A 16,520-nucleotide genomic window follows, 5' to 3' on the forward strand; every position below is an offset into this window, starting at 1 on the left:
CGATTATCCCAGCACCCGCCGCAGGGATATGCATGCAAAGCCAGGTAGGCTGGGGGATTGCCCTGGCGGTCATCGGCGCGGTGGTCGCACTGATAATCCCGATCTGCGGCCTCCCGATCATCGCGGTCGGCGTCGCGCTGCTCATCTGGCGGGGGCGCGAGGATACCATCGAAGAGATCAAGGAGTGAAGAGAGATGATACTGACAACAACTGCAGAGGTTCCTGGCCACGAGATCGAGGAGATCCTGGGTGTGGTCTTCGGGAACACGGTACGGGCGAAGAACATAGGGAAAGATATCACTGCGGGACTCAAGAGCCTCGTCGGCGGCGAACTCCAGGAATACACCGATATGCTCGCCGACGCCCGGACTGAGGCATACAACCGAATGGTCAACGCCGCGCGCGATCTCGGGGCCGAAGCGGTGGTGAATATCAGGTTCACGACGTCCCAGACGATGGGGTCCGCGGCGGAACTCCTGGCCTACGGGACGGCGGTGAAGCTCGTCCCGAGGAAGTAAGGGCTTTTGGGTTTTTCAGGGCAGGGGATCCTGCCGTCTTTTTTTGTTGGGGTCTACAGCGTGGGTTTGAGGCCGTGTGTGGCAGGAAGAAGCACGGCCTCTGGCGGGGTTTTAACCTGGAGTCGTCGCCTGAGATCATCTTTCAGATGGTTGATGCTCAAACTCCTGCCTGTTACGCAAACTCACAGCACGGCTTTCCACCGGGTATCGCCACGCACTGCCCCCGCCCCCCCCCCGGGCGGGGAGGAGGCCGGAGGCCGGGTGGGGTGGGGGTTGCAGGTGTAGCCTAATGAGTTGGAGACGGGGGGGCGTGCCCCCTCCCCGTCAGCCCCTCCCCAGTGGCGATAGCCACCACCGTCCACTGTACCGGGCTTTCTCCTCGATAGAGTGTTATGAGCCGGAGTTTGCGTGCCACGGGGACCTGAACGACGACGTCCCGTGGCGGGTCTAAGTTTGAGCATCGCAAAGTCTAGCCCCGGACTCACTCCCCAACCTTCTTCACCTTCCGCACCCGCACTGCAACCCCGCGCTTCGACCGGAGCATCTCGTCCGCCCCCATCATCGCCCGCCCGGTGGCGACCGCGAGAGGCCCTTCCACCAGCACCTCGTCGCCCTCCCGTATCCGGGGGTCGCAATCAACAACTCCTGGAGCAAGGACATCACCCTGCGGCACGAACTCATCTATCCTGACACGGTAGCCCTCCGGGATAAGGTCCCAGCCCGCAAACATCGGGCGGAAGAGCCCCGTCCCGGGGTCGATGCTGAAGAGCTGCTGCTTCCCGCGGAGCACCGCCATCTGCATGCTCCTGCCCCGGATCTGGAGCCCTTTCGTGTTGATATCCGTCGCGAACTGCCAGGAGACCGTGCCCCGGATGGTATCGGTCTGCACCCTTCGTTCGCCCGCGAGAGCCTCGTCGAGCGCCCGGAGCGAGCCCGGCGACGTCGGGTGGCCGCGGCAGGTCACCTCGAGGTCGATACCGCAGGCCTTTGCCGCCATCCGGGCAACGGTGAGCGCCCCGCCGTCCAGATGGGCGATCACCCGGCGGTAGGGGTGTGCGGAGAAGTAGCGGGCCAGTATATCGGCGATGAACGCACACTCCTCGCGGTCCCAGTAGCCGGTCACCGGCACGTCGTAGTGCGCCGCCGGGTAGAGCCGTTCGAGTTCCCGTGGCACGAGGCCGAGCGGAGAGGTGACGATCAGTTCGTGCGCCCGCCGGTTCACAACGTTCATGAAGAGTTTGTGACTCCGCGAAAGAGAGTAGGGTTTCTTTGCCGAGCATGGGAGGAGGACGGCGACGTCGGTCCTGGTCGGAACGAACCGCTCGACCACGCGATCGGCGAACCGCCTGATCTCCGCCCGGTTCTGCGACTCGGCGGTGGCCGCAAGCATCGGCGTTGCCCGCGCAACAGGAAGGTAGCGTTCCATGAACGTGTAGTTCCGGTCGAGGAACCGGAGGGCGGCCACCTCTGCAGCGTTCGCACGGCACCGTTCTTCCACAAGCTCCCTTAGCCTGCCGGTCTCGATGTGGTGGCGGACGAGGGCGATCTCGCGGTCGAGCGCGAGACGGTTGTGCCGCCGGAGGTCGCCGGCCCGGCAGCCCTCGCAGCCGCAGACACCGCCATCCATCAGACCGGCGGCGAACTCGCCCTCCGGCAGGCAGAACCTCTTCTGCGCGGAGGCGAGGTCGACCCCGCGATAGTCGAAGATATCAAACCCCGAGTATATCAGGAGGCAGACAGTCGATGGAAGCGCTGCAGCCGGAGCATACCAGGCGGTGTCGGGAGGGAGACGCTCTTTTATAGCGGCAAGCCAGGCGGCGTAGTTCCGGGGATTCGAGAGAGCGGCCTGCCAGTTCGCGACAAGGACGCAGTCGCCCGATTCTGCCGATGCCGAGAGGGGGTGGACGGCAACAGGCTCCCCCTCGCCCCGAGAGAAGTATCTCTCCACGAAGGCCTGATCGGCGGTGAGCGGGACGTTTGAGAGAGATCTATCGCGGAGAGAGGGAAACAGGGCATCAGTATCGAGCGCGGCGGGGAGGGAAACGGTCTTTCCCCCATGCTCGTAGGCGGATCTCCGTGCAAGACCGTCGCGGCATCGAGCCTCATACCTGCTCATGGAGCACCTCCGCGCCCGGCACCTCTTCCCGGACCACCCGCGCCCACTCATCTGCGCACCGGACGGCAAACTCTTTCCCCGGGTTTGCCTCCATCAGAGACCGGATACCGGCGCACCCTGCCCTGACCATCTCCTCATCCCACTCGGGGGTCTCGCTCTGGCCTATCGGAAACGTCTCCGCGAGTTCCGGGGGGTATGGGCCGAACGGCGGTTTGAAGTTCAGGACGGTATCAAACCCTGGAGTCCCGCTGCCGTCGAACGAGACCAGCACCCGCTCGCCGAGGGGGATGCGGGGGATGACCCTGTGGTATCGGAGCACCTCCGTCCTCCGGCAGGTCTCAGCCCCCCGGTAGAAGAACCGGCGCTTGGAGACGGGGTCGTCGACCTCCAGTTCGGCAGTGTCTCTCAGGAGTTCACGGTAGCCGTCGAGCAGGCGCGGGTGGCTCCGGCACCGCTCATCGACCAGTTCCCATAGCGTCCCCTCCTGGATCGCCTGCCGGATACGGGAGATCTCGGCCAGGGTGACGTGGAGGTTGTGGAGAGCGAGCAACCGCTCGCGATCTTCGGACTTCCGGAGTTCGTCGGCGGTCATGGAGCGGCAGACCTGGCAGGGGCAGGGGAGTTCTGCGAGTTCGTCTATCTTGAGGCTCCCGTGGGTGGTGATGTAACGGCCTTCCCTGGCAAATAGAGCGTAGGCGGCAGAGTCAAAGAGGTCGCAGCCCATGGCAACGGCGAGGGCGAACATCGAGGGGTGGCCGGCACCGAAGAGGTGGACGGCGGTTGCCGGGGAGAGCCCACGTTTTGCCGCGAGGACGACCCTGACAAGGTCACGGTATCGGTAGGTCTCCATCAGCGGCACCACCGCACCGATCGGGCAGAACGTCAACCCGAGTTCCCTGACGGCACGTCCTGACTCTTCGCGCAGGTCGGCGAAGATCCCGCCCTGAACCGGCCCGGCCAGGTTTGCATCGGGGAAGAGGCGGTGCGCCTCCCGGATCCGTTCCATCGTGACGCCGAGGTCCTGTTCCGCCCGCTGCCGTCCTGCGTCCGGGGGTGTTGGGATGTCCAGGGGAACGATGATATCGCTTCCTATCGCCTGCTGGAACTCGAGCGTCTCCCTGTTGTTCACCTCGACCTCACCGTAGACCGAGAGCTGGAATGAACCGGAATCAGTCATTATGGCGCCGTCGAAATCGAGGACGCGATGTAGTCCTTCCGCGAGTGCGCGGTCGCGGTAGTCCGCGCTCCGCCTGAATATGTAGGCGTTTGTTATCAGCGCCTCGATGCCCATCCTCCCCATCTCGCGGGGTGTGACCAGCGGGAGGTGGGGGTTGACCACCGGCAGGAGAGCGGGTGTCCGGACGTTCTTTTCGTTCACCCTCAGCCTGCCGACCCTCCCGGCGATGTCTTTGTGGATGACCTCAAACGTGATTGTCATTCAGGTTAGACCGCCTTCTCTTCGATAACCTGGCCCTCAAACGTCAGCACGGCCACATCGCCACGCCTCCAGCACCCCGGCGGGAGCCCCGCCTTGGCACAGGTCTGGTCGAGGAACTCTCTGCTGTTCCAGCCGTACTCTGTTGCGACCTGGGGGAGGAGAAGACCTGCTCTCCCCAGACCGCTGACCATCAGGCCGTGCCTTCCTACCTCCACGTATTGCGGGCGCTCCAGCGGCGGGCACTCGAGCGGCCTCGGCGGTGTCAGCACCGTCACCTCGATCTCGATGTCGTTGACCTCTGGGGGTGAGACCGGCGGGAACCGGGGGTCCTCGAGTGCTGCCGAGGCGGCCGCCTCGATTATAGCCTCGCCGAGCGGTTTTATCGGGTATGGGAGGCCGATACATCCGCGTAGAAGTCCGTGCCGCTTGATGGTGACAAAAACACCACGTTTCTCCCCGAAGACCGGGGGGAGGGGGGGCAGCGCCATCCGTTCGCCATCGACGGCTCTCTCGATGGCCATCCGCGCCAGGCGAACCGCCATTCTGCCTTCTTCTGGGGTCAGCATTTCCATCAGAGTGGGTTGTATGATATTGAATACTTTTAGCATTTCGTGGGAGAGGTGGTGGTGAGGGTGAGATGCGCTGCATGCAGTCACCAGCGTAAACCCAACCTGGAGGCTGCTGCTGATACAGATGAACCATCCACGAGTTTCTCCGCTGCAAACCGGGAGGCGTTATCGCGTCCATCTGAGACGCTCCTCCAGAGACCTGATCCAATCGCGTGCTGGCGCGCGAAGCGCCCCCGATCTGGGGGCGACCCACCCTCATAAATATATACCCTCGCAGCAAAACTATTATAGGAGAGAGGGAGAGCGCGGCCGACGGTGGCACATCCCGTGCCGCTGAGGAAAGTCCTCCCACCGGCCAGACACGCAGCCGCACGCAAGTGCGGGTGGCGAGAGTCACGGCAATGGCACAGAAACGGCACGGCCCGCCGTCAGTGATGAAACGATCGAGCCCCACCCACACCGTGGGCGAGCGGCGCGGGTTTATCCCCGCGCAACTCGTTGAACGTAGCGGCGGGAAACGATGAAACGGTGAATCCCTGCGGGTGCAAGCCAGAATAGGGCATATGGACTGTCTGGCGTCCGCCCGGGTATGGCGCTTAGCTGAATGCCGCACCAAACAGAAGGAGGCTTACTCCTCCCACTCTCCTCTTTTGAGGATCTATTCCCGACACTGTGCAATTTTGAGCCTCACCACCTGTGCGGAAAAATCCCTCTCACGATAAGCGACCGCACGCGAGATCCGGGGTTGACCGTGATGACCAGACCACTCCGCCCCGGCGACTTACCTGCCTGTCAGAATAGATCGCTCAGAAAGCGAAACAAGAATTGAGTGTTCAACGGGCCTGAAGGGATTTGAACCCCTGGCCTACGGATTAAGAGTCCGTCGCTCTGCCAGCTAAGCTACAGGCCCACGTATCTGACCTAAGAGTATGGTAGTGAAAACAGTATAAGCCTTATGGATCATTCAGTGATATCGCCGGGATAGGGGATCCAGTGAACTACCCCGCGCCTCTCGGGCGGGGCTTCCTGCTTCATGGCCAACACTTGCACCACAGAGATGTGATGTAGAGGTCTTGGCTCCACAGGCTCAAAGGGCTGTTCCATCCCCACGCGGTGGATATTTACCGCAGCATTGTAATCTCTATCGGCAACAAACCCACAGTATGGGCATTCGTGGACTCTCTCGGAGAGCGTCTTTTTCACGATGCTTCCGCAGTTCGAACACATCTGTGTCGTGTCGCGGGGATCGACTTTGACGAGTTCCGTACCAGCACTTTCAGCCTTGTACGAGAGGTAAGAATAAAATCGTCCCCACGACGCACTGTGGATACTTCTCCGGAGCCCGCGAGATTTGCCGTTCTCTTTCAAATACTTGATATTCAGGTCTTCAACACAGATCGTCGCATAGGTGTCAACGTACTGACGGGAGAGTTTGTGCAGGAAATCGTTCTTCTGGTTGGCGACATGATCATAGACCTTCTCCAGTTTCCTTTTTGCCTTCTTCCAGTTTTTCGAGAACCGTTTTTTCCGGGCAAGACTCCGCTGGATCTTCTTGATCCTGCCCAGAGAATGTTCATAGAACCTGGGGTTCTCGATCACCGCACCGTCACTATCGACCGCAAACGAGTTCAGACCGAGATCGATACCGACAGACTGCCCTTCACGCTTTGATGAAGACACTGTCTGCTCTGTCTGAATGATCACATACCATCTATCGCCGGAACGGGTGATCAGGACACCCTTCACCTTCCCGGTGTAGGGTCGGTGCATGTTGAACGGAATCGTTCCGATCTTCGAGAACGTAATCGAACTATGCTCGCGGTCGATCTTGAAACCCGACTGATTATAATTGAGCGTCCGGTATCGGGCTGCACTCTTGAATCGGAGTTTGCCGATCTTCCGTCCTCTCTTCTTTGTCTGCGAGAGTGCAGCGATGTTGCTCCAGAGGGTGTAGTTGACCATCTGGAGCACTTTAGAGTATACGTCCTTGAGTGCAGGATTCTCCTCTTTCAGCGTGACGATCCGCGCCTGCGTTCCCCGCATCGTCGGAGAGATTCCATTCTCTCGTGCCGTGTTGCATTCTTCGAGAAGTTTGTTGTAGAGCCACCTACAGGTATCGAGCGCGGCATTCAGCCGAACTTCAGTGGTTGCATCGGGATACGCTCGGTACTTGTAGGAAACGATCATTTACTTCCTCCATCTGCGGGTCGACATACTCCTTCAGCGCATCGAGACTTACCTGTCCTGATGTACCTGTACCGAATGTGCAGACCTATCAAGTTTATACCTCATGTTGGGTAAATGATAATAGAATACTCAAGAGGAATATATCTATCGCAGGAAGGAAGGGCGGCTCCGCTTTCATCCCCATCGTGAACGGTGGGGACTTCCCGCTCCGCCCCCTTCACCCCCGCAAGTTAAATACCATGGAACGTTACACCATTGTACGCATGCCTGAGGTGGTCCAGAACGTTTCGAAGGAAGGTGTCAAGTACATCATCCTTGGGTGCGGGAGGACGGGCTACAACGTGGCCGAGGAACTCGCCAAGGAGACCGAGGATCTCATCATCGTCGATAAGGACGAAAAACGGGTGGAAGACCTCAGGGACCAGAAGTACAATGCACTTGTTCGCGACTTCAGCAACCCTGGCTTCATGGATGGGCTGCCCGTCCCCGAGGTTGCCTTCATCCTGGCAAACGACCGGGAGGCCAACCTGGCCGCCCTCAAGACCATCAAGAGCCGCTACCCGGCGACCTATGTCATCGCCCGCGCCATCGACGCGGTCAGCGTCGATCTCCTCCAGCAGGAAGGCGCTGATGTAGTCCTCTACCCCCAGGAGGTGGTGGCGCGAACCGCCATCTACCATATCAGGAAACTCCACTCTTCACGGCTTGCCCTGCGGCTCTACGATCTGCTTGCCTCCTGGGAAGGGACGCTCTGCATCGTCACCCACTTAAACCCTGATCCCGATTCGATATCAAGCGCCATGGCGCTCTCACTGATAGCGCGGCATGCAAGCCACAACAAACTCAACTGCCGTATCGTCTATGAAGGAGATATCGGTCATCAGGAGAACCGGGCGTTTATAAACCTCCTGGACATCAAGATGGAGCGTCTAACCCCCCAGATGCTGGAGGAGTGCGGCTACATCGCTCTGGTCGACTCGTCCGGGCCCGGCGTGAACAACAATCTGCCAAAATCGACCCGTGTCAACATAATTATCGACCATCACAAGAACAACACCCAACCGCCGTCCGCCGTCGCAGACTTCATCGATATCAGGCCAGGCGTTGGAGCCACGGCAAGCATCATGACCCAATACCTGATGGAACTCGATATCCCGGTGAGCAAAACGGTGGCCACAGCGCTCCTGTACGGTATCAGGGCCGATACACGAGATTTCAAGCGGAACGTCACCCCCCAGGATCTCAACTACGCGGCGTTCCTCCTCCCCCTCACAGATGCGGATCTCCTGGATAAGATCACCTCCCCATCGGTCTCGCTGGAGACGATCGAGATCATAGGCAACGCCATCCGGAACCGGAAGATCAATAGCGGTTACCTCTTCTCAAACGTAGGTTATATCAGGAACCGGGACGCCCTCCCGCAGGCGGCCGATATGCTGATCCACCTTGAGGGTGTGAACACCGCCCTGGTCTATGGCATCACAGACCAGAACATCATCATATCGGCCCGAAACAAGGATATCAGGCTCCATCTCGGGAACGTTATGGCCGAGGCGTTCGGCTCCATCGGGGAGGCCGGCGGGCATGCCACGATGGCTGCCGCCATGATCCCCCTCAGTTATTTCTCCATGGCAAAGGATAAAGAAGGTCTGCTCACCCTGATAATCGATCCCATCCTCAAACGTTTCTCCGAGATCGTCGGTCTGGACGGTGAGGGTGAAGAATGAGGTTTGAGGACTGGGAGCCTCACTACACTGCGATTCTGGAGTATTTCGGGTTTGAACGCGAGGCAGACGAAGAGGCCGCCCGGGTGCTCGCGGAACTTGCCGGCGGCAGGGATGATATCGCGCTGCTTGAAGCGCTGATCGGGGGCAGGAACGTTACGGTCTGCGGGAACGCCCCCTCTCTCCCGGCAGAACTTGACCGGATCGAGGGGACGGTGCTTGCCGCCGACGCCGCGGCGGAGGTGCTCGCCGGCCACGGAGTGCGGCCGGACGCGGTCTTTACAGACCTGGACGGGGCGACAGACATCTTCATAGACCTTTCCCGGCGGGGAACGGTGATGGTTGTCCACGCCCACGGGGATAACGTCCCGCTCCTCCGCCACTGGGTCCCCCGTATACTCGGGCCGCTGGTGGCAACCACCCAGGCGGCTCCCATTCCGGGCGTCCACAACTTTGGGGGGTTCACCGACGGTGACAGGGCGGTCTTTGCCGCCAGGGAGCTCGGCGCGGCAGACGTCCGGATCATCGGGTTCGATCTCGCCGACCGGGATGTCGACCCCCTCAAGAGGGGAAAACTCTACTGGGCGGGCGAACTCCTCAGGATGATGGGGTATGACCTCTGAGGCACTTATAATCGACGGTTACGTCGATGAACCCGCGTGTCTCGGTGTCCCGCCATACGTATCCCCCTACATCCGCGAGGTCGCCGGCGTCCTCCTGGCGCATGGCTACGCGCCACGCTACGCCACCATCGACCAGGTCCGGGCCGACCCCTCCCTTATCGCCGGTCACGGCCGCGGCGATCTGGTGGTGATGATCGCCGGGCTGACCGTGCCCGGCGCTTACATAGGCGGTCGACCAGCAACCCTGACGGAGATCCAGCAGATCGGGCTTACCCTCCGGGAACCGGCCACCGCGATCGGCGGCCCGATCAACTTCGGGTATGCTCCAGGGGGTGGGGAGAGGGCAATCCGGCAGGCGATAGCCGGGTTTGATGCAGTGCTCCGCGGCTCTCCGGCGGTTGCGCTGGATTCCTGGCTATCGGGGGGTGAACCGGAAGGTGAGCGGGATTACGCCCTGAGCGATCCATGGTGCGCTGCTGGTGCCGCGATCATAACGCAGCACCCCTCGTTTCCTCACGTAATCTGCGAGCTGGAGACCGCGACAGGTTGCCCCCGTGCAACGGTCGGGGGATGTTCGTTCTGCACCGAGCCGTTCTACGGCCTCCCGCGCTACCGCAGCATCGAGGAGATCGCGGACGAGGTGGCGGCGCTTCACGCCGCCGGTGCCCGCCATTTCAGGCTCGGCCGCCAGCCTGACCTTCTTTCCTACCGGAGCGCCGGTGGTGGCGAGTTCCCGCTTCCCCGGCTTGAGGCGCTCGAGGACCTCTTCTCGGCGGTAAGAGAGAACGCACCCGACCTTAAGACCCTCCACATCGACAACATCAACCCCGGCACCATCGCCAGACATCCGGACGCGGCACGGGCGGCGCTCGAGGTGATAGTGGCCGGGCACACACCCGGCGACACCGCGGCGTTCGGAATGGAGACCGCGGACCCGGCGGTTGTCAGGGCAAACAACCTCAAAGCCATGCCAGATGATGTATTCCGCGCTATCGAGGTGGTGAACGAGGTCGGGGGGAGGCGGACCTGCGGCATCCCCGAACTCCTGCCGGGCCTGAACTTCATCATCGGTCTTGCCGGCGAGACGCCGGCGACGTTCGATGCAAACCAGGCGTTCCTCCGCCGCGTGCTCGACGCCGGGCTGCTTGTGCGGCGGGTGAACATCCGGCAGTTGATGCCTTTTGAGGGTACGGCCGCCTACGAGGAGAACACCCTGGGAAAGCACGATGCCCGGTTCAGGGCGTTCAAGGATTGGGTCAGGCGGGAGTTCGACGAACCGATGCTGCGCCGGGTCTTCCCGGTCGGCAGCATCCTCCGCGGCGTTCTCATCGAGGTCTCCGGGAGACCGTCGTTCGGGCGGCAGATGGGTTCATACCCCATCCTTGTCGGGATCCCGCTCGAACTCCCTGTGAGAACGGTCATCGACGCTGTCGTGGTCGATTGGGGGAGTCGGTCAGTGACCGCTCTCCCGTATCCCGTGGAGATAAACACCCTCCCGCCGGCGGCGCTCCGCTGGATCCCTGGCATCGGCAGGAAGAGGGCCGCAAGCATCGTCGCCCGCCGGCCGTTTTCGAGCCTGGGGGAGTTCCGGGCGGTCGCGGGGGAGACAGGGCTCGATGATCTGATCATGTTTTAGAGCCCCACACCTCTTCCATGCGTGAAGAGTTCCAGGCTGCTGCCCATCAAACGGGCCTGACCCCCGCCGGCCGGTGCGGGAATTGCCGCGGGAGGGGCTGCCCACTTTACGCCTTCTCTCGCAGTTCCATAACCCGGAGCACGTCCGTCCTTGTCACAATCCCCACAAGATCGCCGTCATCAACGACCGGGATCCTTCCTATGCCATGGGTGGTCATGATCCGGAGCGCGTCGATGAGTGGTGCCGATGTCGGGAGTGTTATCGGGTCCCGGGTCATGACGTCACGCACCTGCATCGCCTCCCGGTCGATCGGTGAGACCTTGTGAATGTCGCTGAGTGTAACAATCCCGACGAGATTCCCACGCTCAACCACAGGGAACCCGAGATGCTTCGTCTCGTACATGAGTTCCAGCAACCGGGGGAGCGGGGTCTCTGCCTCCACGGTGACTAGAGAGTTGCTCATAGCGTCCGCCACGGTGACGTCCTGCAGCAGGACGTAGTAGCGCAGGGATGTGGCCTCCTGGTTTGCCCCGATGTAGATGAAGAACGCGATTAAGATCAGGATGGGGTTCAACATCAGGAACCCGAAGATTCCGAAGATGACCGCAAACGCTCTGCCGACATCGGCGGCGATCTGGGTTGCACGGGAGAGCGGCATCCGCCGTGCGAGCCACGCCCGCAGCACGCGCCCGCCGTCCATCGGGAACGCCGGGAGCAGGTTGAACGCGAAGAGCAGGACGTTTAAGAGCCCAAGGTAGCCGAAGGTAAAGATCAGGACGCCGGCTACGGCCGGGTCAGGAAGGAGGGGGAAGACGTAGACCAGGGCGCTGCACATGATACCTACCGCCAGGCTTGTGAGCGGCCCGGCAAGCGCCATCGGGAGTTCCACCTTCGGGTCCGGCACAACCTCCTCCATCTGGGAGACCCCGCCCAGGATGAGGAGCGTGATGCTGTGGATCTTGATCCCCCTCGCTTTCGCTATGAGTGAGTGGGCCACCTCGTGGACGAATACGCCAAAGAATAGACCCAGTGCGACGGCGGTTCCGAGGATGTAGGGGTTGAACCCTGTTGTGATCAGCGTCGCATCGATCGGGACACCAAAGAGGATCCTTATCAACTCGGTCGTGAGCACGATCTGGCTCCCGATGATCCAGGCAAACAGGGGGATCACCAGTAGAAAACTCCAGTGTATTTTGACCGGTATTCCAGCGATGTTCCCGATCTGCAGCGACGTTTCCATAAAATGAGTATCTTTTTATCATTTATAGTAATATACCTTCAGAGGATACTGATGAGAACACAGGTCACAGAGATCTTCGGATTGCCGGTCTACACCGACAGGGCTGTCTTTATCGGGAATGTTGACGATGTTGTGCTCGATGTTGACCAGAAGAAGATAGCTGCCCTTGCGATCGGCGACCTCAACCCCGAGATCGGGGAGGTGAAGGGCTACACCGGGCTGCAGATACCTTTTCGCATTGTAAAGAGCGTGGGGGATATCATAATCGTCCGTCACATCCCCGGGCTCTTCAAGTCGCCGGCAAAAGAAGAGCAACCGTGATTGCCCGGCCCCGCCCGGATAACGCCTGCCTATAGATATGGATATCAGAGATCGGGAGATCTTCTCAAACCTGACTGTCTTCCCCCCCGTTTTCGTCAGGCTCGACGGCCGTGCATTCCACCGAGTGGCACGTGCGCTCAACCTCAAAAAACCGTTCGACCCTTCTTTCAGCGCGAGCATGCGAGCGGTCTGCCGATACCTTCTCAGGGAGAGCGGGCTTTCCCCGGTCTTCGCCTACACCTTCTCCGACGAGATCAGCCTCTATTTCAAGACGCTGCCGTTCTCCGGGCGGATTGAGAAACTCGACTCCGTGACCGCCGCCGCCGCGGCGAGCAGACTGACGATCGAGGTTGGCTGCACCCGGCCGCTGGCGTTCGATGCCCGGACAATCCCGGCGGCCGGCGGGTTTGCACTCGAGTATCTCGTCTCAAGACAGAACGAGGCCTGGCGCAACCACATCAACGCCTACTGCCAGAACGCGCTTATGGAGGATGGTATGACGTCGCGGCAGGCTGCCGCGGCGCTCCGGGGGATGCGCTCAGAAGAGATGCACGAGATGATGTTTGAGCGCGGCATCAACCTGGCAGCGACGCCTGCCTGGCAGAGGCGCGGGACGCTCCTCTACCGGGAAGAGTGCACGAAAGAAGGGTATAACCCGGTGACGGGGGAGACCGTCCAGGTCATGCGGATGTGCATCCGTGAACTGGAGGAGACGCCTCTCTTCTCCAATCCAGAGGGAGCAGCGCTGATCCGGTCACTCATCGGCGCGTGAGATGCCGATCCGCATCTGCACACCCTCCACGTCCCAGGTTTTATCAAGGGTGTAAGACTCTTCTCCCGGCCGGTCTCCGTCCGTGCGGCGGATGACGAGATCGGATGCGCGCACCTCGCCGGCTATCTCCTTCTTCCACTTCTCTTCCCCGATGAGCGATGCCACCCGTTCGTTGGCGACATCCACGGCCGCGACGATATAGTCGTCGACATTGAGGTTTAGCTGGCGGCGCATCTCCTGGATCCGCCGGATCACCTCCCTGGCGTATCCCTCGGCCTCCAGGTCAGGGGTGAGGGTGATATCGACGTATACCGTCGCATCTTTCATGGGGGCGGCAAATACGCCCTCCGGCAGGGATTCCGAGAAGGTGACGTGGCGCGCCTCGATCTCGTAGCCGTCGAGCCTGGCTTTTCCGTCCCGTTCGATGGCGGTCTTCAGCGCGGTGCCGTCCGCCTGCTCGATCAGCGCTTTGACCCTCGGTGCCATCTTGCCGAACTCCGGGCCGATGGCGCGCATCACCGGTTCGGCTTTCCAGCGGATCCGATCCCACGCCCCGGTGATAACCCGGACAGAGCGGCTGTTGGCCCGGATCCTGGCGAGTTCGTTCAACTCTTCCATGGCCGCCTTAACCGCTTCGTTTTCAGCGACAACCACTGTCTCGGCGACCGGCCAGCGGAGTTTCCGTCTCCCGGCCTGCCGGGCTGTGGCGACTGCGTCGTCAAACGACCGGATGACCTCCATGGAGGACTCAAGCCCCTGGTCGATGAGGTGCTCGTCTGCCACCGGCCAGTCGAGCATATGGACGCTCTCCGGGTCGCCCTCCAGGCGCAGGTTGCCATACATCTCCTCGGTGATATGGGGGACAAACGGTGCAAGGAGTGCGATCAGGCGGCGCAGGACGTAGTAGAACGTCTCGTATGCGTAGAGTTTCTCCGGTGAGTCTTCTTCCAGCCACATCCTGGGCCTGACGACCTGCACATACCAGCGGGAGAGGTCTTCCAGGATGAAGTTTGCAAGCGCCCGTGTAACCTTATGGAGGTTGTAGTCCTGCATCTCCGCGCTCGTTGTCCTGATAAGCGAGTTTATCCGGGAAAGAATCCAGCGGTCCTCATCCGGCATATCGCTGATATGGGTCCGGACGAACGCCCCATCCCACCGGCCGCCGCCGTCTGTGAATGCCGGGCTGAATGAGTCCAGGATCATGTAGGGGAGCGGGAACCGGTAGACGTTCCAGAGGATGTTGAGCGTCCGGTGTATGGTCTTCACGCCGTCCCAGTTGAACTTCAGGTCGTCCCAGGGGGCGTTTGCCCAGAGGACGTAGAACCGGAGAACGTCGACACCGAACTGGTTCATGACCTCTTCCGGGGTCACGACGTTCCCGAAACTCTTGCTCATCTTGCGCCCCTCGGCATCGAGAGCGAACCCGTGCATCAGGACACTCCTGTAAGGTGCGCGGCCAAACGCCACGGTGCTTGCGCCGAGCTGAGAGTAGAACCAGCCGCGGGTCTGGTCCTGGCCCTCGGTGATGAAGTCTGCCGGCCAGTAGCGTTCGAAACCCTCACGCTGCCGGGGGAACCCGAGGGTCGCCCAGGAGGCGACCGCTGAGTCGAACCAGACATCGAATATATCGGCAACCCGGTGCATCTCGCCGCCGCAGCGGCACGGGATGGTTACGTCGTCGACGTAGGGCCGGTGGGGGTCGGGGACGCGCTCTCCTGACCGCTCCTCGAGTTCGGCGATGGTGCCGATGACGGTGTAGTCCCCGCACCGGTCGCACTGCCAGACGGGGATGGGGATACCCCAGTAGCGCTGCCGGGAGATGCACCAGTCGCGCGACTCTTTGACGAAGTCGTGGAACCTGGCGCTTCCCGCCCAGGCGGGGTACCACTTCACCCTTGCGATCTCCTGGAGCATTGTATCGCGGATCTCGGTGGCCTTCAGGAACCACTGCGCTGTTGCGCGGTAGATGATGGGGGTCTTGCACCTCCAGCAGTGACCGTAGCGGTGGGTGATCGATCTCCGGGTGAGGAGTGAGGTGCCGAGCGCTTCGATGACGATATCGTTTGCGTCCCGGACGTACATATCGGCAAAAATCCCGGCCTCTGGAGTGAAGCAGCCCCCGGCATCGACAGGACAGAAGACCTCAAGCCCTTCCTGGATGCCGATCAGGTAATCGTCCCAGCCGTGCCCGGGCGCGATGTGGACGAGACCGGTGTTCTCGAGTTCGACGAAATCGGCGGCGACGACACGGTGCTGGATCTCGGCCTGGCGGGGGATATCTCTTGCGAGCGGGGAGGTGTACTCCGTCCCAACGAGTTCGGTCCCGCTGTGGCGTTCGAGGACGCTGTAGTCCTGGTAGCGCCCAAGTTTGAGGACGGACTCAACGAGTTCGTCGGCGATCCAGAGGATCTCCTCCGTTCCGTCCTTCTTTGCTGCCACGCGCGCGTAGGTGAACGCCGGGTTGACCGCCACCGCAACGTTCGCCGGGAGCGTCCAGGGCGTGGTCGTCCAGATGACCAGGTACTCCTTATCGCGCCCGGCGATCGGGAACTTGACAAAGATGGAGGGATCGGTCTCGTCCCAGTACTCGACCTCGGAGTCGGCGATCGCCGTCTCGCAGCGGGGGCACCAGTTCACGACCCGGTGCCCGCGCTCAAGGAGTCCGCGTTCCTCCGCCCGCTGGATAGTCCACCACGCGGACTCGATGTACTCCTCCTTGATGGTCTGGTAGGGGTTGTCGAAGTCGAGCCAGACACCGAGACGCCGGAACTGGTCGCTCATGACCTCCATGTGGGTCACTGCAAACGTCCGGCACTGCTCGATGAACTCGGCGATGCCGTAGTCCTCGATATCCTTCTTGGACGTGAACCCGAGGTGGTGCTCCACCTTCACCTCGATCGGGAGGCCGTGCATGTCGTAGCCCGCCCGTTCGATAATCTTCCTGCCCTGCATCCGGTGGTAGCGGAGGATAGCATCTTTTATGATCTTGTTCCAGGCGGTGCCGAGATGGATGTTGCCGGTGGTGTAGGGCGGCCCGTCGACGAAAAAGAACGCATCTCCATCCTTTCGCATCTCCTGCACACGTGAATAGATATTCTCCCGTCTCCAGTAATCCTGGACACCCGCCTCGATCTCCTGCGGGTTGTAACTGCCGGTGACTTCTCTCACCTCGTATCCCTCATGGTCAGCACTCTGGTGTACCTCTTGTCCTTGATGGAAGAAAGCGTTTTGCGCGACGGGACGCCTGGCACGGGTTTGAACCTCGTCGCCGCGGGGGAAGAGGGGATATCGAGGAAGGTTTCAGCGATAACCGAAGAGACGGTTCCACGGCACAGGGCTGCGCTGCGTTTCGGTGTGATTCGAGGAGAGCGTCTCT

The 16,520-nt window shown here is 61.2% G+C and carries 13 protein-coding genes, 1 tRNA gene and 1 other RNA gene; 8 read left to right on the forward strand and 7 right to left on the reverse strand.

Annotated elements, in window-relative coordinates:
* Positions 1–32: 32 nt before the first annotated feature.
* Positions 33–188: a hypothetical protein gene (locus tag R6Y96_RS03930; protein ID WP_318622216.1), complete on the forward strand. Its 156-nt coding sequence runs from the start codon at positions 33–35 to the stop codon at positions 186–188.
* A 6-nt stretch (positions 189–194) separates the two neighbouring features.
* A complete protein-coding gene (locus R6Y96_RS03935) occupies positions 195–518 on the forward strand; it encodes a YbjQ family protein (RefSeq protein WP_318622217.1) in 324 nt (107 codons plus the stop codon).
* A gap of 481 nt (positions 519–999) precedes the next feature.
* Here R6Y96_RS03935 and arcS read toward each other — a convergent pair whose 3' ends face one another.
* From arcS to R6Y96_RS03950, 3 genes are read right to left on the reverse strand one after another with little or no spacing between them, the layout of a single operon-like run.
* Complete coding sequence (gene arcS / locus R6Y96_RS03940) at positions 1,000–2,634, reverse strand: archaeosine synthase subunit alpha (protein WP_318622218.1); 1,635 nt, start codon at positions 2,632–2,634, stop codon at positions 1,000–1,002.
* Positions 2,621–4,072: a tRNA guanosine(15) transglycosylase TgtA gene (gene tgtA / locus R6Y96_RS03945; RefSeq protein ID WP_318622219.1), complete on the reverse strand. Its 1,452-nt coding sequence runs from the start codon at positions 4,070–4,072 to the stop codon at positions 2,621–2,623. Before tgtA ends, arcS begins: the two co-directional genes overlap by 14 nt.
* A gap of 5 nt (positions 4,073–4,077) precedes the next feature.
* Complete coding sequence (locus tag R6Y96_RS03950; RefSeq protein ID WP_318622220.1) at positions 4,078–4,644, reverse strand: TIGR00296 family protein; 567 nt, start codon at positions 4,642–4,644, stop codon at positions 4,078–4,080.
* A 290-nt stretch (positions 4,645–4,934) separates the two neighbouring features.
* On the opposite strand from R6Y96_RS03950, the gene rnpB reads away from it, so the two are divergent.
* An RNA gene (rnpB, locus tag R6Y96_RS03955) (RNase P RNA component) lies at positions 4,935–5,284 on the forward strand.
* Positions 5,285–5,478: 194 nt separating this feature from the next.
* Here the strand turns inward: rnpB and R6Y96_RS03960 are convergent.
* A tRNA-Lys gene (locus R6Y96_RS03960) sits at positions 5,479–5,551 on the reverse strand.
* 50 nt (positions 5,552–5,601) lie between these two features.
* Positions 5,602–6,828 carry an RNA-guided endonuclease InsQ/TnpB family protein gene (locus R6Y96_RS03965; RefSeq protein WP_318622221.1) on the reverse strand — a complete coding sequence of 409 codons (1,227 nt, stop codon included), beginning with the start codon at positions 6,826–6,828 and terminating at the stop codon, positions 5,602–5,604.
* 263 nt (positions 6,829–7,091) lie between these two features.
* Here R6Y96_RS03965 and R6Y96_RS03970 point away from each other — a divergent pair, with 263 nt between their 5' ends.
* From R6Y96_RS03970 to R6Y96_RS03980, 3 genes are read left to right on the forward strand one after another with little or no spacing between them, the layout of a single operon-like run.
* Positions 7,092–8,555 carry a DHH family phosphoesterase gene (locus R6Y96_RS03970; RefSeq protein ID WP_318622222.1) on the forward strand — a complete coding sequence of 488 codons (1,464 nt, stop codon included), beginning with the start codon at positions 7,092–7,094 and terminating at the stop codon, positions 8,553–8,555.
* Positions 8,552–9,175 carry a 6-hydroxymethylpterin diphosphokinase MptE-like protein gene (locus R6Y96_RS03975; protein ID WP_318622223.1) on the forward strand — a complete coding sequence of 208 codons (624 nt, stop codon included), beginning with the start codon at positions 8,552–8,554 and terminating at the stop codon, positions 9,173–9,175. The genes R6Y96_RS03970 and R6Y96_RS03975 overlap by 4 nt, the downstream gene beginning before the upstream one ends.
* Positions 9,165–10,811 (forward strand): radical SAM protein, encoded by a 1,647-nt coding sequence (locus R6Y96_RS03980; RefSeq protein ID WP_318622224.1) that lies wholly within the window; start codon positions 9,165–9,167, stop codon positions 10,809–10,811. Before R6Y96_RS03975 ends, R6Y96_RS03980 begins: the two co-directional genes overlap by 11 nt.
* A gap of 106 nt (positions 10,812–10,917) precedes the next feature.
* On the opposite strand, the gene R6Y96_RS03985 is transcribed toward R6Y96_RS03980, so the two are convergent.
* A complete protein-coding gene (locus tag R6Y96_RS03985) occupies positions 10,918–12,051 on the reverse strand; it encodes a CBS domain-containing protein (protein ID WP_318622225.1) in 1,134 nt (377 codons plus the stop codon).
* A gap of 51 nt (positions 12,052–12,102) precedes the next feature.
* On the opposite strand from R6Y96_RS03985, the gene R6Y96_RS03990 reads away from it, so the two are divergent.
* Both R6Y96_RS03990 and R6Y96_RS03995 read left to right on the forward strand, forming a co-directional pair.
* Positions 12,103–12,372, forward strand: a complete 270-nt coding sequence (locus tag R6Y96_RS03990; RefSeq protein WP_318622226.1) for a PRC-barrel domain-containing protein — start codon at positions 12,103–12,105, stop codon at positions 12,370–12,372.
* A gap of 37 nt (positions 12,373–12,409) precedes the next feature.
* Entirely contained in the window at positions 12,410–13,144 is a 735-nt protein-coding gene (locus tag R6Y96_RS03995; protein ID WP_318622227.1) for a tRNA(His) guanylyltransferase Thg1 family protein, read from the forward strand.
* Here R6Y96_RS03995 and ileS read toward each other — a convergent pair.
* Positions 13,127–16,312, reverse strand: a complete 3,186-nt coding sequence (gene ileS / locus R6Y96_RS04000; RefSeq protein ID WP_318622228.1) for an isoleucine--tRNA ligase — start codon at positions 16,310–16,312, stop codon at positions 13,127–13,129. The genes R6Y96_RS03995 and ileS overlap by 18 nt on opposite strands.
* Positions 16,313–16,520: the final 208 nt, after the last annotated feature.

Source organism: Methanoculleus receptaculi, assembly GCF_033472595.1.
GTDB lineage: Archaea > Halobacteriota > Methanomicrobia > Methanomicrobiales > Methanoculleaceae > Methanoculleus > Methanoculleus receptaculi.

Coding starts and splice junctions, on each gene's coding strand:
- R6Y96_RS03935 (WP_318622217.1), top strand. CDS start 195: ATGATACTGACAACAACTGCAGAGGTTCCTGGCCACGAGATCGAGGAG.
- R6Y96_RS03930 (WP_318622216.1), top strand. CDS start 33: ATGCAAAGCCAGGTAGGCTGGGGGATTGCCCTGGCGGTCATCGGCGCG.
- R6Y96_RS03965 (WP_318622221.1), bottom strand. CDS start 6,828: ATGATCGTTTCCTACAAGTACCGAGCGTATCCCGATGCAACCACTGAA.
- R6Y96_RS03995 (WP_318622227.1), top strand. CDS start 12,410: ATGGATATCAGAGATCGGGAGATCTTCTCAAACCTGACTGTCTTCCCC.
- tgtA (WP_318622219.1), bottom strand. CDS start 4,072: ATGACAATCACGTTTGAGGTCATCCACAAAGACATCGCCGGGAGGGTC.
- arcS (WP_318622218.1), bottom strand. CDS start 2,634: ATGAGCAGGTATGAGGCTCGATGCCGCGACGGTCTTGCACGGAGATCC.
- R6Y96_RS03975 (WP_318622223.1), top strand. CDS start 8,552: ATGAGGTTTGAGGACTGGGAGCCTCACTACACTGCGATTCTGGAGTAT.
- R6Y96_RS03990 (WP_318622226.1), top strand. CDS start 12,103: ATGAGAACACAGGTCACAGAGATCTTCGGATTGCCGGTCTACACCGAC.
- R6Y96_RS03950 (WP_318622220.1), bottom strand. CDS start 4,644: ATGGAAATGCTGACCCCAGAAGAAGGCAGAATGGCGGTTCGCCTGGCG.
- R6Y96_RS03980 (WP_318622224.1), top strand. CDS start 9,165: ATGACCTCTGAGGCACTTATAATCGACGGTTACGTCGATGAACCCGCG.
- R6Y96_RS03985 (WP_318622225.1), bottom strand. CDS start 12,051: ATGGAAACGTCGCTGCAGATCGGGAACATCGCTGGAATACCGGTCAAA.
- R6Y96_RS03970 (WP_318622222.1), top strand. CDS start 7,092: ATGCCTGAGGTGGTCCAGAACGTTTCGAAGGAAGGTGTCAAGTACATC.